This is a genomic window from Paraburkholderia sp. D1E, assembly GCF_052682275.1.
Genome location: NZ_JBQYMB010000001.1, coordinates 6,696,513 through 6,711,685 on the forward strand (window position 1 = coordinate 6,696,513; position 15,173 = coordinate 6,711,685).

A 15,173-nucleotide genomic window follows, 5' to 3' on the forward strand; every position below is an offset into this window, starting at 1 on the left:
GCCGGTCAACGCGTGCCGTATTTCAGGCGCGTCAACTGTTCGGCCTCGTCGGCAAGCAAGCGCGCCGCCTCGCGAATGGCAACCTCCAGGGTGATCGGCCCGGGGGCCGGCGAGAAGCAGCCACTGAAGTGTTCGGCGAGGCGCGGTAGCGCTGCCGAATCGACCGCACCGGACAGCAGCGTGGCCGGCACGCCCACGGCCCGTGCATGACGGCAAGCGATGAACGGCGCCTTGCCGTGCAGCGTTTGCACGTCCGAGCGGCCTTCACCGGTGATCAGCCAGTTCGCGCCTTCTAGCGCCGCGTCCAGACCGATTTGCCGCGCGACGGTTTCCGCACCCGGCTCGAACTGCGCGCCCAGCATGTGCAGCGCGAAACCGAGACCGCCGGCCGCCCCCGCGCCGGGCTGGTCGCGTGCCGTGCGCCCCAGCGCCGCCTCGAGCAGATCGGCGAAGCGGGCGAGGGCAGCGTCGATCGGGGCAATCTGCTCCGGCTTCACGCCCTTTTGCGGACCGAACACCGCGGTTGCGCCGTGGTCGCCGGTCAGCGGGTTGTCCACATCCGACATGCCGACGAACTGCGTGTCCGCGAGACGGGCGTCCAGCTGCGACACGTCAACACGCGCCACGCGAGCGAGTTGTTCGGGCGTTGCGTCGAGCTCGTTGTCTTGCGCGTCGAAAAGTTTCAGGCCGAGTCCGGCCAGCAAGCCGGCGCCGCCGTCGTTCGTGCTGCTGCCGCCGAGCGCGACGAAGAAGCGCCGCACGCCGGCGTCGAGCAGTGCGCGAATCGCTTCGCCCATGCCGCGCGTACTGCGCGCCTCGACCGGCACGCCCATGCCGACCGGATCGGTAATGCCGACGATTTCCGCTGTTTCGATGATCGCGCTGCCATCCGCAAGCAGGCCGGTGAGTGCCTCGCGCACTGGACCGGCCGCACCGCGCACGCTCAGCTTGCGACGTTCGCCGCCGCTCGTGAGCATGGCGTCGAGCGTGCCTTCGCCACCGTCAGCCATCGGGCAGATGCGTACATCGGCGTCCGGCCGGGCACGCTGGATGCCGGACGCAATCGCCTGCGCGACCTGTTCCGCGCTGAGCGAACCTTTAAAGGAATCGGGGGCAATGACGACGACAGGCGAGGACGGCAAATTCGGCATGGTGTCTCTGAATGGTTGGGATCGTTGCGAGGGCGAATGATATGAATAGACGCAGGCGCAGCCCCGAGCGCGTCCATTAGCTTATCAGCATGGGCGCGCCGACTGAATATGTCGAACGGCATAGCCGGGATCGTCCGTGGGAGCGCGTGGCGGGAATTACTGGCGGGAAGGCGCGGGGCAAGCGCGCCGCTGCCGCCCATGCTGCGTCTGGCGGCGGAAGCGGCACTGGTGAAAGGAAGCGTCAAACCGCAAGCAGGTCGAAAACGGGCAGGGAGCGGGCGCAACGCAAGCACTGAACGGCCACCAGGCAAGCTGCAAACGTCAAAAACCGCACGGAAAGTGGCCCGAACACCGATAAAAATGCACCCAATCACCGAATCCCGGCTAGGCGCGCAAATAGTTTGCTAAAATATTCGGCTCTTTGGACCCAACCGTGCTGCCGACGGCCTGCAAGCCCGCGGCGCGGGCGCCGAATTGATGTGACGCGCGATGCGAAGCGACATCGAAAAGCGGCGCGGAGAAGATAACTGATTCGCTCGAATAATTTTAGGACGATTGAAGCCATGGCTAACGCTGTTGAAAACCTCGGCAAGCTCGAACGCCGCGTAACGATTTCCCTGCCGAAGGACGCCGTGCAGAAGGAAGTGGACTCGCGTATCCGCCAACTCGCGAAGAACGTGCGCATGCCGGGTTTCCGCCCGGGCAAGGTACCGCTCAAGATGGTGACGCAACAGTATTCGGGCCAGGTGGAAGCCGAAGTGCTGAGCGACAAGGTTGGCAAGGAATTTTTCGACATCAGCCGCGCCGAAAACCTGCGCGTTGCCGGTCAGCCGAGTTTCGCGCCGAAGGCCGACGCTGCTGAAGGCGACTACGCGTTCGACGCGACGTTCGAGGTGTATCCGGAAGTGAAGCTGGGCGACGTCGCCACGGCAGAAATCGAACGCACCACGACCACCATCAGCGAAGCGGAAATCGACCGCACGCTGGACATCCTGCGTAAGCAGCGCGTGCACTTCCACGCTCGCGGTGAATCCGGCGAGCACGGTGACGGCGGCGCGGACACGGCGGCTAAAGACGGCGACCGCGTGACGGTCGACTTCGTCGGCAAGATCGACGGTGAAGTGTTCCAGGGCGGCAGCGCTGAAGACTTCGCATTCGTGCTGGGCGAAGGCCGCATGCTGCCGGAATTCGAAAAGGCAGCGCTCGGCCTGAAGGTCGGCGAGTCGAAGGAATTCGATCTGGCTTTCCCGGCTGACTATCACGGCAAGGATGTCGCCGGCAAGACTGCGCAATTCACGATCACGATGAAGAAGATCGAATGGCCGCATCTGCCGGAAATCGACGCTGAATTCGCGAAGTCGCTCGGTATCGAAGACGGCGATCTGGTCAAGATGCGCGCTGAGATCAAAGACAATCTCGAACGCGAAGCGAAGCGCCGCACGCAAGCTATCGTCAAGAACCAGGTCATGGACGCGCTCCTGAAGATTTCGGAACTCGACGTGCCGGGCGCGCTGATCGCACAGGATCAGGAGCGTCTGGTCGGCATGGCTCGTCAGGATCTCGAGCAACGTGGCGTGCCGAACGCCGCTGACGCACCGATCCCGGCTGAAATGTTCAAGGAACAGGCTGAGCGTCGCGTGAAGCTGGGCCTCGTGCTGGCCGAGCTGGTCAAGGCCAATGAACTGCAAGCCAAGCCGGAGCAGATTCGTGCCGAAGTCGACGAATTCGCGAAAAGCTACGAAGACCCGAAGGAAGTCGTCCGCTGGTATTATTCCAATCAGCAACGTCTTGCCGAAATGGAAGCGTACGTCGTTGAAGCCAACGTCGTCGATTTCGTCCTCAGCAAGGCCAAGGTGACGGACAAGGAAGTAAGCTTCGAAGAACTGGCAAGCGCAACGGCGCAAGCGTAAGCGTCGCTGTAATGGCGTGCCGGCTGTCGGAGCGACGGCCCGCACGCCGTTTTTTTGTGCTGTGAAAGTGCGTTGCGTCTTGCATGGTGTTGTGCAGCGCGTTCGTACTGATCGCGCACTTGAATACGGGCTCGTCGACTACACCTGTCTAGCATCTAATATTTAGAATATTTCCAGACAAGGATCCATTGCATGACCTTTCGCGCCCAAATGCTGGACACGTTGACCTCCCAGTCGTCGCGGGATCTCGAAGCGCAGGCGCTCGGACTGGTGCCGATCGTCGTGGAAACGAGCGGCCGGGGCGAGCGCTCGTATGACATCTATTCGCGTCTGCTGAAGGAACGCATCGTATTCCTGGTCGGTGAAGTGAACGACCAGACGGCCAACCTCGTCGTCGCACAGATGTTGTTCCTTGAAAGTGAAAACCCTGACAAGGACATCAGCTTCTATATCAACAGCCCGGGCGGTTCGGTTTCGGCCGGGATGGCGATCTACGATACGATGCAATTCATCAAGCCGGACGTGTCGACGCTGTGCATGGGCCTCGCAGCCAGCATGGGCGCGTTCCTGCTGGCTGCCGGCGCGAAGGGTAAACGCTTTGCGCTGCCGAATTCGCGCGTGATGATTCACCAGCCGCTGGGCGGTGCGCGTGGCCAGGCGTCGGATATTGAAATTCAGGCGCGCGAAATCCTGTACCTGAAGGAACGGCTGAATCAACTGCTTGCGCACCACACCGGCCAGCCGGTCGAACGTATCGCGCGCGACACCGACCGGGACAATTTCATGTCCGGCGATGACGCGCAAGCTTACGGTCTGGTTGACCAGGTGGCGCACAAGCGTCCTTGAACCGGTGGGGTCTTGCCCCAAAACGGGGCGAGGCCATCATCGGATCGGTTGTGAAATAATCAAGACTCGTCCGAGCGCCTGCGGCAAACGCCGTCACCTTGGCACAACCCAGCCGCGCCCAAACTGCGAGGCTGGGGCAAACGGCGTATCATGTAATTGAGTGTCCGGAGGCTCACACATCTATGGCGGACAAGAAAAGTTCTAACAGCGAAAAGCTGTTGTATTGCTCGTTCTGCGGCAAGAGCCAGCATGAAGTCAAAAAACTGATTGCCGGCCCGTCGGTGTTCATCTGTGATGAATGTATCGACCTGTGCAACGAAATCATCCGTGATGAGGCTGCAGGTGCGGGTATCGAAGCGGGCTTGTCCAAGTCCGACCTGCCGAGTCCGCAGGAAATCCGTGAAATCCTCGACCAGTACGTGATCGGTCAGGAACGTGCGAAGAAGATTCTCGCGGTCGCGGTGTACAACCACTACAAGCGCCTCAAGCACCTCGAAAAGAAAGACGAAATCGAGCTGTCCAAGAGCAACATCCTGCTGATCGGCCCGACCGGTTCCGGCAAGACCTTGCTCGCGCAGACGCTCGCGCGCCTTCTGAATGTGCCGTTCGTCATTGCCGATGCAACGACGCTGACGGAAGCCGGCTATGTCGGTGAAGACGTCGAGAACATCATTCAGAAGCTGCTGCAAAACTGCAACTATGAAGTCGACAAGGCCCAGCGCGGCATTGTCTACATCGACGAAATCGACAAGATCAGCCGGAAGTCCGACAACCCGTCAATCACCCGCGATGTGTCGGGCGAAGGCGTGCAACAGGCCTTGCTGAAGCTGGTTGAAGGCACGATGGCGTCGGTGCCGCCGCAGGGTGGCCGGAAGCATCCGAATCAGGACTTCATCCAAGTCGACACCACCAACATCCTGTTCATTTGCGGCGGCGCGTTCGACGGCCTCGAGAAGGTCATCGTCGACCGTACCGAGAAGACCGGTATTGGTTTCGGCGCAAGCGTGAAGAGCAAGCAGGACCGCGACGCCGGCGAAGTGCTGCGCGAAGTGGAGCCGGAAGATCTGATCAAGTTCGGCCTGATTCCCGAGTTGATCGGCCGTCTGCCGGTGGTAGCTACGCTCGGCAAGCTCGACGAAACTGCGCTGATGACGATCCTCGTCGAGCCGAAGAATGCACTGGTGAAGCAGTACCACAAGCTGTTCAATATGGAACGCGTCGAGCTCGAAATTCGCCCGGCTGCGTTGCAGGCTGTTGCACGTAAGGCGATCCGTCGCAAGACGGGCGCTCGCGGTCTGCGCTCCATCCTGGAACAGGCGTTGCTTGATGTGATGTACGACCTGCCGCAAATGAAAGGCGTTAGCAAGGTCATCATTGACGACAATGTAATTGACGGTGACGGTAAACCGCTACTGATCTACGAAGACACGCCTAAAGTGGCGGGTTCGAACTGATCGGCTTTCGGGTTCTGTAAAAAAAGCCGTTCATGGCAACGTGAACGGCTTTTTTCGTTTATCGTGTGGTCAGAACGGTTGTTTTCACTATGGAGTCACTGAACCTTCGGAGTCACTGAACTTTTCCCACACGCGGAGGCTTGCAATCTTTTCTGCTGGCCTCACCTATCGAACGAACTGATTCCACTCATGGGGAAATGAAATGTCAGGAACCCAACTCCTTCCGCCGGAACGCATTACGCTCCCGCTGCTCCCGCTGCGTGACGTAGTCGTCTTCCCGCACATGGTGATTCCGCTCTTCGTAGGCCGCCCGAAGTCGATCAAGGCTCTCGAAGCAGCGATGGAAGGCGGCAAGCACATCATGCTCGTCGCCCAGAAAACGGCTGCGAAAGATGAGCCGACCGAAAAGGACATGTACGAAGTAGGGTGTATCGCCAACATCCTGCAAATGCTGAAGCTGCCCGATGGCACCGTTAAGGTGCTCGTCGAGGGCTTGCAGCGCGCGAAAACGCTTTCCATCGAAGAACAGGAAACGCAGTTCTCGTGCGAAGTCATGCCGCTCGAACCCGACCACGCCGACAGCGCTGAAACTGAAGCGTTGCGCCGCGCGATCGTGTCGCAGTTCGACCAGTATGTGAAGCTGAACAAGAAGATCCCGCCGGAGATCCTGACGTCGCTGTCGGGTATCGACGAGGCTGGCCGTCTGGCCGATACGATCGCGGCGCACCTGCCGCTCAAGCTCGACCAGAAGCAGCACATCCTCGAAATGTTCCCGGTCATCGAGCGCCTTGAGCATCTGCTCGCGCAGCTCGAAGCGGAGATCGACATCCTGCAGGTCGAAAAGCGCATCCGTGGGCGCGTGAAGCGCCAGATGGAGAAGAGCCAGCGCGAGTACTACCTGAACGAACAGGTCAAGGCGATCCAGAAGGAACTGGGCGAAGGCGAAGAAGGTGCGGATCTCGAGGAACTCGAGAAGCGCATCACGGCCGCCCGTATGCCCAAGGAAGCGAAGAAGAAGGCCGACGGCGAGCTGAAGAAGCTCAAGCTGATGTCGCCGATGTCGGCTGAAGCGACGGTCGTGCGCAACTACATCGATACGCTGATCGGCTTGCCGTGGCGCAAGAAGAGCAAGGTCAACAACGACCTCTCGAATGCTGAGCGCGTGCTTGACGAGGACCACTTCGGTCTCGAGAAAGTGAAGGAACGCATTCTCGAGTATCTCGCGGTCCAGCAACGTGTCGACAAGGTGAAAGCGCCGATTCTGTGCCTCGTTGGGCCTCCGGGTGTCGGTAAGACGTCGCTGGGTCAGTCGATCGCTCGCGCAACGAACCGCAAGTTCGTGCGTATGGCGCTCGGCGGCGTGCGCGACGAAGCCGAGATTCGCGGTCACCGTCGTACGTACATCGGTTCGATGCCCGGCAAGATTCTGCAAAGCCTGACCAAGGTCGGCGTGCGCAATCCGCTCTTCCTGCTCGACGAAGTCGACAAGATGGGTCAGGATTTCCGCGGCGATCCGTCGTCGGCTCTGCTGGAAGTGCTCGATCCGGAGCAGAACCATACGTTCGCCGATCACTACGTGGAAGTCGACTTCGATCTGTCGGATGTGATGTTCGTGGCGACGTCGAACTCGTTGAACATTCCGCCGCCGTTGCTCGACCGGATGGAAGTGATTCGTCTGTCGGGTTACACGGAAGATGAGAAGGTCAGCATCGCGCAACGTTATCTTTTGCCCAAGCAGAAGAAGAACAACGGCCTCAAGGAAGGCGAGGTCGATGTGACGGAATCCGCGATCCGCGACATCATTCGTTACTACTCGCGTGAGTCGGGTGTGCGTTCGCTCGAACGTGAGATTTCGAAGATCTGCCGCAAGGTCGTGAAGATGCTTCTGCTGAAGAAGGCGGAAGGCGCGGTGAAGGTCGACGCTAGCAATATCGACACGTTCCTTGGCGTGCGCAAGTACGACTTCGGTCTGGCTGCGAAGGAAAATCAGGTTGGCCAGGTCACGGGTCTTGCGTGGACGGAAGTCGGCGGCGATCTGCTGACGATCGAAGCCGCGGTGATGCCCGGTAAGGGCAATGTGATCCGCACGGGTTCGCTCGGCGACGTGATGAAGGAATCCGTCGAAGCAGCGCGCTCGGTGGTCCGCTCGCGTTCGCGCCGTCTGGGTATCAAGGACGAAGCGTTCGAGAAGCAGGACATTCACATCCACGTACCGGAAGGCGCGACGCCGAAGGACGGTCCTTCGGCTGGCATTGCGATGACGACCGCGCTGGTGTCGGTGTTGACCAGCATTCCGGTGCGCGCCAATGTCGCGATGACGGGCGAAATCACCTTGCGTGGCGAAGTTCTGCCGATCGGTGGCTTGAAGGAGAAATTGCTGGCGGCGCACCGCGGTGGCATCAAGCTGGTGCTGATTCCGGAAGATAACGTCAAGGATTTGACGGAGATTCCGGACAATGTGAAGAACGCGATCGAGATCGTGCCGGTCCGTTGGATCGACAAGGTGCTCGAACTGGCGCTCGAACGCGTGCCTGCGGCATTGCCGGAAGAAGAGCCGAAGCCTGCTACGCCTGTCGCAGCAGAGCCGGCGAAAGACTCCGGTGCGACGGAAGTGGTGAAGCACTAAGTCGGGGCGAAGGCTGTTCGCTGTACAGAAACCCGCGGTCTCGGCCGCGGGTTTTTTATTGCCTGCGAGATACCGGAAGGCACATGCGGAGCGCACGCAATCCCATTTTTTGAACAAACGGCGTTCTCTGCTGCCAATTGGTTGTGCGCGCATTGATTTACAGCAAGATTTCGTTATAAGACGTGTCCTCCGGAATCGCTCTCATAGGCTCAACCCCGCTTGACACAAGGGTTTCGGCCAATTCTAATGAGTCGGCTCGGCGTTGCCCGCCAAGCCGCGTGATGCCAGATGCTATAGAGCACCGTCACGATTGCCATAAACATTCTCGGGGGTTGGAATGAATAAAACGGAATTGATCGATCATATTGCGCAGCAAGCCGATATTTCGAAGGCCGCGGCAGGCCGTGCACTGGAGGCGGTGATCGGTGGGGTCAAAGGGACGTTGAAGAAGGGCGGTTCAGTTACTTTGGTGGGTTTCGGTACGTTTGCCGTCGGCAAGCGTACGGCACGTACTGGCCGCAATCCACGCACCGGCGCGGCCATCAAAATCAAGGCTGCGAAGGTCCCCAAATTTAGGCCTGGCAAAGCTCTGAAGGATGCGCTAAACTAATGGGCTTGCTGCTTGAGGAATGGCGGATTCGTTAGAAAGAAGTGCGGCGAATTTTGCGTGAGTTGATAAGTGAGTTGATCCACAAGTTGATAAATCAGGCAGCAAAAGCAGAAGCACACTGAATCGCGAAACGGGTGCTTAGCTCAGTTGGTAGAGCGGCGCCCTTACAAGGCGTAGGTCGGGAGTTCGAGCCTCTCAGCACCCACCATTTCCGTTTCGTGAGGACGTCCAGAATCGCCCATAGATGTCCGGAGCAATCCGCTGAAACCCGCATGGCTACTGGCTCTGCGGGTTTTTTATTGCTTGTCCCAATCCAAAGACATCCAACGAAGTCCAGCGAAAGCTGGACTTTTATCGTTGTATTTTGACTCCTGTGCTCTCCACTGCTCAGGTATACAACGATGGCGCGCTCTCCACTCCACCAACTCACACGGCTCGGGATCGTCAACGCAAAAGCAGCTGTCAAGCCTTACACGTTGTCGGACGGCGGCCGCCTTTACATTCTGATCAAACCGGACGGGGCGAAGCTTTGGCGATGGAATTACGATTTCGCCGGCAAGACCAAAACGATGGCTCTTGGCGGCCTTTTCGAATTCGGAAATACGCTTACTATCCCCAACCGCTAGTCAGTCTGTCACCCTAGCTCGGCGCCGCAGCGCCGAGTGATGCAGAGTGATCCGTTCGTTAATTCGGCAGGCGCCTCGGAAGATCCATGATGCGCGGCCCACAGAATCGGGATTGCCCGAGGCACGATGCAAGCGCCTGCTCGCCGAACCATTTCTGCGTGTCCAGGTTGTAGTGCACGCTGCCGTCTCCACCGCCTAACGTGCCGCCCTGGAAAATACCGAAGCCGGGTGGCTGTCCATTCCAGTCCGGCGACTGGGACGCATCGGTGAAACTGAAGATACGAGGATTCGCGTCGACTAAGCCGCCGAACACTTTCTGCATCGACGCAAGCGCGGCGGGATTATAAGGCGCGACCGCGTTGGTGACGTTGTCGTAAGCAGTCGACAACGGCTTCACGATCAGCACCGGGAAGGTCGAACCCACCGCCGCAAAGAAACTGCTGAAGAGGTAAGCGTAATTCTGCGGCGCGCGATGAATCGTCGTTGCGTTGCCGGCCGAATTCAGCGGTGCAGCTTCTGCCTCCCACTGGTTCCACTCCAGGCCGAGGATACGCGGCTTCTTGCCGGTCGCCAGAATCTGCTGCAGTCCCAGATACATCATGCGGCGCGCGAACGGCGCAAGCGCATACGTCGGCGTCTTGCTTGCATCGAGCATGGGTTGCCAGAGATTAACGCCATGCACCGTCCAGCCGCAGCAGCCGCTGAACGCATCGTCTGCGACGTCCACGCCCTGGCTGCCCCAGCCGATATGAATGATGTACAGATCAGGCAGCGGCTCGCCTGCATTGATCGCCGACTGCCACGCATACGCGGCGAAATCGGCGGCATTTCCACTGCCGCCGTAGTAGCCGAGATTCATGTCGGACGACGTGCTGTCCGACCAGTTTACCCACGACACGTGATCGATCGCGGATATCGGTTGGGTAAATGGCACACCCGGCCCATCGGCGTTACCAGCGATGTTGCCCCAGCCGTCGTTGCGGATGCCCCATACATTGGGTGCCGGCATCCCGCCGGTGCCAGCGCCGGCACCCGAGGCTCCCGACAACGTCAGATCCGCGGGCAGGCCGTTAAGACCAGCACTGTTGCTCTGCCCCATCACGAACAGGACCGCCACTTCGTCGTGCCGGAAGCGCGCTCCTTTGTTCCACGACTCCGCCGCTACGGCATTCGGTTGGGCCGTCGTGTCGGCGGCAACGCACACCTGCACCGCACTCGCAGCCAAGACGAACGGCAGCGCAATCCGCATCAGGAAGTTCTTCATGCCTGTCTCCAAGGATCGCCGGTTCACTGTTTGACCGGCTGGCTGACTGGCTGGCCCAGGCCGTCGATGTCGGGACCGTAGTTGCCGGAAATCACAGAGAACTTGACGGTGTTGGCCGCACCGGCTTTCAGCGGGACCGTAACCTGAGCACTCGACAGGATCGGAAAATCCCAGGTGCCTTCACCAGGAAACTGCACGGGAACCGGCGGGCCATTGTTGACGCTCACACTCATTGCACGAGGCGAACCGCCACCGTCGTCTGCGCTGATATACACCACGGGGACCGCATACTCGCCATCGGCAGGCGCCACGATTCCGTTGAACTGGAGGCTCGAATCCGAGTTCACAAAATTGCCGACCTTTGAGTGGCCGCTGCATATGTTGCATGCCTGGACTGCCGCATCCTGAATGATGTTGGTGGAACTTTCCGCTTCATAGGCGACGGGCGGCAATGCAGGTTGCGGAGCGGCGATCAGCGTCACCCTGTCGATCGACGGAGCGCGGTGCCCCTTGTCCGGAAGAGCGAAACTCAGCGTGTTGCTTCCCGGCACGAACGGCATGTACAGCGTGACGGTGCCCCGGGCCTGTCCGGTCGTAACGGGCAACTGGATCGTCGTGAGTACGCTGCCGTTGAGAGTCAACGGCACCTTCAGCGAAGACGTTCCTTCGTTCCGGTACGTCACGTCAATGTACCCGCCCGTGTTTGCATTCACCGTATAGCGTGCTACGCCGTCTCCATGTCCGACCGGTTTGGCCGGGTGGATTTTCGATGCATCGTCCACGCCGGCGATGGTCAGCATGACGGAGCCGCCAGCCGGAACAGCGGACACCGTGTACCCGGACGAGTGCGAACCAAGATCCTTGTGCGCCCAGATATCCCGCACGCTGGCCGAAGCAGCGGGGTCCAGCCCGAGATCCTTCCAGTTCACCGTGATCGACGCGGCAGACCCGGTCGTGTTGAGCAGCACTACCGCACGACGACCTTGACCGGCGAGCAGCTTGGCCCACACGCCCAGACCGCTCTGCGGCACCGCTACCCGGATCGCCTGAAGGCCACGCGGGTCCTGATCGACGGCGAGCACCTCCGGATTGGTCAGCGTCGCCATCGTTGCCGGACTGACCGGCGTGGTGAGATCGAGACCCAGGATAAGCGGAGCACCGGAAATGGCCCACAGGCTCATGTGCGTCTGATCCTGCGCGGCGGTCAGACCGAACCCGGCAAGCATCATGTCCGCATCGTTATAGACACCCGTATGTTGGGCTTCCGGAAACAGATTGCCGTAGAAATTCTGGTTCACGATTCTGGAAAAATCAGGTGTGCTTTGATGACCTGGCGTGCCGGTGTCATAGGTGATGTCCTCGGTCGTTCTCCACAGGTCCGCGACTTGCCCCCAGTCATACGATCTGCCTGTCTTGTCGGTGTGAAAACTGTTCGGATTGATGCTGTAGACGATCTGCCGATTCACGCCGGCACCCGCACTATTCAGCGCATCGCGCATCTTCTGGAACCCGGCCACCTGATCGTCGACGGTGCCATCCGGCGAGCACCAGTCGTACTTCACGTAGTCGACGCCCCATGCCGCGAATGTATTGGCATCCTGAACTTCGTGCCCAAGACTGCCCATTGGGTTGGTGTGTCCAGGGTACAGATTGTTACGCTGAGCACAGGTTTCGGCTGCGGGCACTTCATACATGCCGAACTTCAGACCTCTGGCGTGAACGTAGTCGGCCAGCGCTTTGATGCCGCTGGGAAACTTCACGGAGTCGGCGACCAGGTTGCCTTGCGCATCGCGAGATGGTGCGAACCAGCAGTCATCGACGTTGATATAGCTGTAGCCCGCTTTCATTAACGGACCATCTTTCTTCAGGCCGTCGGAGATAACGTCCGCGGCCGTTTTCACCAGATCCTCGGTGATGTTGCAGCCGTACGCATTCCACGAGGCCCAACCCATAGGCGGTAGCGCAATCGACCCTCGGGCCTGAGTTTGCGATGACGCGCCTTGTGCGGAAACGTTTGCTGAGTTGGCCGCGACCTGCGCGACGCTCGCGGCGTTGGAGGACCCTTGCTGGTCGCCTCCGCAGCCGGACAAAACGAAAACCATCATGATGCTCGCGAAAAATAGATACACCTGTGTGCGACCCAGGATCTTCATGATTTTCCTTTGCTGAGAAATGAAACTGGGACTTCCGGGTAGATGCCCATCCCTGCCGTCGTGCAGGCCAGATCGACACCGTTCTTGCTGCCCGACCACAACGTGATTTCGTTCAGATAGAGCGCCTTACGTTTGACCGCGCCGCCGGCCATCGCGCCGAGTCGCCCGTTCCCGACCGGCAGGCCTTGAAACTGGATGCTGGACTCGACGGCAAGCGAGTCGTATCGAAACAGCAGTGTCTGATCGGCGGAAACGCGCGCGGAATTCGCCTGCGTCGAGGCGTTGGCTGAATCGCAAGCATCAGAGGGAACTGAAAAGGGATTGCCGGTGGTGCCGGGCGAGGAAAGAGCTGCAGCGCCGGCACGTACTGCAACCGGGAGGATGGCAGTAGCACTGCCTGACTTCAGCAGCTTGCGACGCTTTTGACTGATGGAGATTTTCATCGTGTCTCCTGCTGGAAATTTATGCTTAATCCACTAATGAATATTTAGTTCAAATATGCACGCGCAGGGATTGGTCAGACATTAGGTTTTTCCCCTGGTACCGTGTTTCAAATGGTGGGATGAAGATGCGGGCGAATTGATGTTGCTGGGGGTGTATACGGATCGGCATTTGCAATATTTAGGAACCCGTATTTTTTATGAAATACGAGACCGCGTGCGGGGAAAGCGGTCGTTTCAGTGGGTGACGATACGTTCCTACGCAGCCCAGTCCCTGCCAGTTCCAACACACATCCCTGGTTCCCTTAAGCGAACGAACTACTGCTGCGCCGGCCTACGTTTGGACGGCTGTTAGCCCCGATCCGTCAGAAATGAGACTGCGTTATCGGTATAGCCGGTTGCCGCGCGCGTAGCCCGCGCATTGATATGCGCGTACAAGCCCCTCCTGGACTGCCGTTCGGCCAGAGCGGCCGTTCAATCTATGAGTATTGTGATTGGCTGATACGCGCGACGTCCCTCGACTTCCTGTTGCGTTGCGATCTACGTAATTTGTCCCGATTCGGGCGCTGTGGGTGCCTTGAATGCATCGGGATATTCGTGACGAAACCAGTCTTTCACCTGATCGTGATTGAGTGCAAAGAATTCGCGCGATCGCGGTATCAGGACGAAACCGAAAGCGAGCAGACAGGTGGCGAGACCGAAGCATGTATAGACTTTGCCCACCGCCCAATGCGTGAGCGCCACGCCTGCGATCATCGGTCCAAGCATGCCCGCAATCTGCGTGGTCATCATGCTGGCAGCGAGAATGCGCACGCGGAAATTCTGCGGGATAGCCAATGAACGATGAGTCGCACCAACCAGTCCCATCGATGCATTGGCGAAACCCACACATGCAAGCGCCAATACGAGAACGATGGGTGAATAAGCCCAGCCCGAAGCAGCAAGTGCTAACCCTTCACACATAGCGGCCCCTACGCGGACATTGAACCGGCCGAACCGGCTGACTAGTGCGTCAGAACCACGAAAGCTGCCGAGTAGCAAACCGATTGATAAGGCCGCTTCGCAACCACCTAGCCAGAGGCCCGACAGTCCGAGTGATTGAACTTTGAGCGGGATCAGCATGCCGACGGCAGGGCCCTGGAATATCCAGACGAGGAAGTTGACAAGTGTCCAGCCGCGTTCCAACGGGACGATCCATTTAGCATGCAGTCCGGCGCGCAGGTCCTCCCACCAGCGGGCTAAACCGCGATGGCGTTCGCGATGCTGAGACTGGGATGGAAGCTGCCACGTCACGTAGGCAGCGACGCCAAGCAGAATGCCGTTCATCCAGAATGTTGCAGCGATACCGCCCAGGGCCAGTGTCGCGCCAGCTAATGCTGGACCTAAGGCACGGCCAGCCGCTTGCGTCGATTTACGAAGACGAAGCGCTTCGGCCAAACGATTCGCCGGAACAAGTTCAGCCGAAATGGTGGCGCTGGCCGGATCGATGAAAGCTTTCGCTATAACGGTGACCACGCCTAGGCAGATGATGAGCGTAAGTCGGTAGTCGGACAGCGAGGCGAGCGTAGCGAGGGTAAAAGCGACGGTCATCAAGGCGCAGACACCCCATGCAATCTGCGGTCTCTTTGCGTATCGATCCCCAAGTGGCGAAAGCAGCGGCATTGCAAAAATCGTGGTGATGGCAATGCTTACGCTGTAGATCGCAAGGTCATGCGCGCCGCCCTGATGAACGATCCACCAAGGGAGCGTGATATAGCCAACCATGCCTGCCAGGACCGTCAGAAGATCGCTGAAAAGCAGACTGGCAAGAGCGGGGGCGATTGCGTTCAGGCGCGATTTGATTCCCCGAGACACCGCTTTCTCCCCTGTTGAGTTCGATGATGCTACCTCAACATTTTTCCCGTAGCTTAGGTGAACATGGCCAGACGCCGGTGTTTCACTAGTGGGATGATGAACGGTCGATCTTTTTGCCTGGATGATTTCATTCGGGACACAGATTTGCCCAATCTTTGAAAAAAAGTAGTTCAGGGATGTCGATTTAGCGCTATCTCCAACGTCTAGTAGGTGAGCGACGGGATTGCGCATCCTGCACT

At 59.1% G+C, this 15,173-nt stretch carries 11 protein-coding genes and 1 tRNA gene; 7 read left to right on the top strand and 5 right to left on the bottom strand.

Annotation, left to right across the window (positions count from 1 at the left end; translation table 11 throughout):
- Nucleotides 1–5 precede the first annotated feature (5 nt).
- A complete protein-coding gene (locus ACUN0E_RS30210; protein ID WP_408388775.1) occupies nt 6–1,151 on the bottom strand; it encodes a glycerate kinase in 1,146 nt (381 codons plus the stop codon).
- Nucleotides 1,152–1,714: 563 nt separating this feature from the next.
- On the opposite strand from ACUN0E_RS30210, the gene tig reads away from it, so the two are divergent.
- The 7 genes from tig to ACUN0E_RS30245 all read left to right on the top strand — a co-directional run bounded on the left by tig (nt 1,715) and on the right by ACUN0E_RS30245 (nt 9,223).
- Nucleotides 1,715–3,061 (top strand): trigger factor, encoded by a 1,347-nt coding sequence (gene tig / locus ACUN0E_RS30215; protein WP_408388777.1) that lies wholly within the window; start codon nt 1,715–1,717, stop codon nt 3,059–3,061.
- 192 nt (nt 3,062–3,253) lie between these two features.
- Nucleotides 3,254–3,907 carry an ATP-dependent Clp endopeptidase proteolytic subunit ClpP gene (gene clpP, locus ACUN0E_RS30220; protein WP_408217532.1) on the top strand — a complete coding sequence of 218 codons (654 nt, stop codon included), beginning with the start codon at nt 3,254–3,256 and terminating at the stop codon, nt 3,905–3,907.
- Between the two features lie 182 nt (nt 3,908–4,089).
- Nucleotides 4,090–5,361: an ATP-dependent Clp protease ATP-binding subunit ClpX gene (gene clpX, locus ACUN0E_RS30225; RefSeq protein WP_408223043.1), complete on the top strand. Its 1,272-nt coding sequence runs from the start codon at nt 4,090–4,092 to the stop codon at nt 5,359–5,361.
- 202 nt (nt 5,362–5,563) lie between these two features.
- Entirely contained in the window at nt 5,564–7,987 is a 2,424-nt protein-coding gene (gene lon / locus ACUN0E_RS30230) for an endopeptidase La (protein ID WP_408223045.1), read from the top strand.
- 337 nt (nt 7,988–8,324) lie between these two features.
- Complete coding sequence (locus ACUN0E_RS30235; RefSeq protein ID WP_245254352.1) at nt 8,325–8,597, top strand: HU family DNA-binding protein; 273 nt, start codon at nt 8,325–8,327, stop codon at nt 8,595–8,597.
- A 132-nt stretch (nt 8,598–8,729) separates the two neighbouring features.
- A tRNA-Val gene (locus tag ACUN0E_RS30240) sits at nt 8,730–8,805 on the top strand.
- Between the two features lie 193 nt (nt 8,806–8,998).
- The gene (locus ACUN0E_RS30245; RefSeq protein ID WP_445568886.1) at nt 8,999–9,223 is read left to right on the top strand and encodes an Arm DNA-binding domain-containing protein; all 225 of its coding nucleotides are present in this window, start codon (nt 8,999–9,001) and stop codon (nt 9,221–9,223) included.
- Between the two features lie 58 nt (nt 9,224–9,281).
- On the opposite strand, the gene ACUN0E_RS30250 is transcribed toward ACUN0E_RS30245, so the two are convergent.
- The 4 genes from ACUN0E_RS30250 to ACUN0E_RS30265 form a co-directional block, all read right to left on the bottom strand.
- Entirely contained in the window at nt 9,282–10,487 is a 1,206-nt protein-coding gene (locus tag ACUN0E_RS30250; RefSeq protein WP_445568887.1) for a hypothetical protein, read from the bottom strand.
- Between the two features lie 23 nt (nt 10,488–10,510).
- A complete protein-coding gene (locus ACUN0E_RS30255; protein WP_445568888.1) occupies nt 10,511–12,640 on the bottom strand; it encodes an alpha-galactosidase in 2,130 nt (709 codons plus the stop codon).
- On the bottom strand, nt 12,637–13,083 hold the full coding sequence (locus tag ACUN0E_RS30260) for a glycoside hydrolase N-terminal domain-containing protein (protein ID WP_445568889.1): 447 nt from the start codon (nt 13,081–13,083) through the stop codon (nt 12,637–12,639). Before ACUN0E_RS30260 ends, ACUN0E_RS30255 begins: the two co-directional genes overlap by 4 nt.
- A 537-nt stretch (nt 13,084–13,620) precedes the next feature.
- Nucleotides 13,621–15,165, bottom strand: coding sequence for an MFS transporter (locus ACUN0E_RS30265; protein ID WP_445568890.1), 1,545 nt, complete (start codon nt 15,163–15,165; stop codon nt 13,621–13,623).
- Between the last annotated feature and the right edge of the window lie 8 nt (nt 15,166–15,173).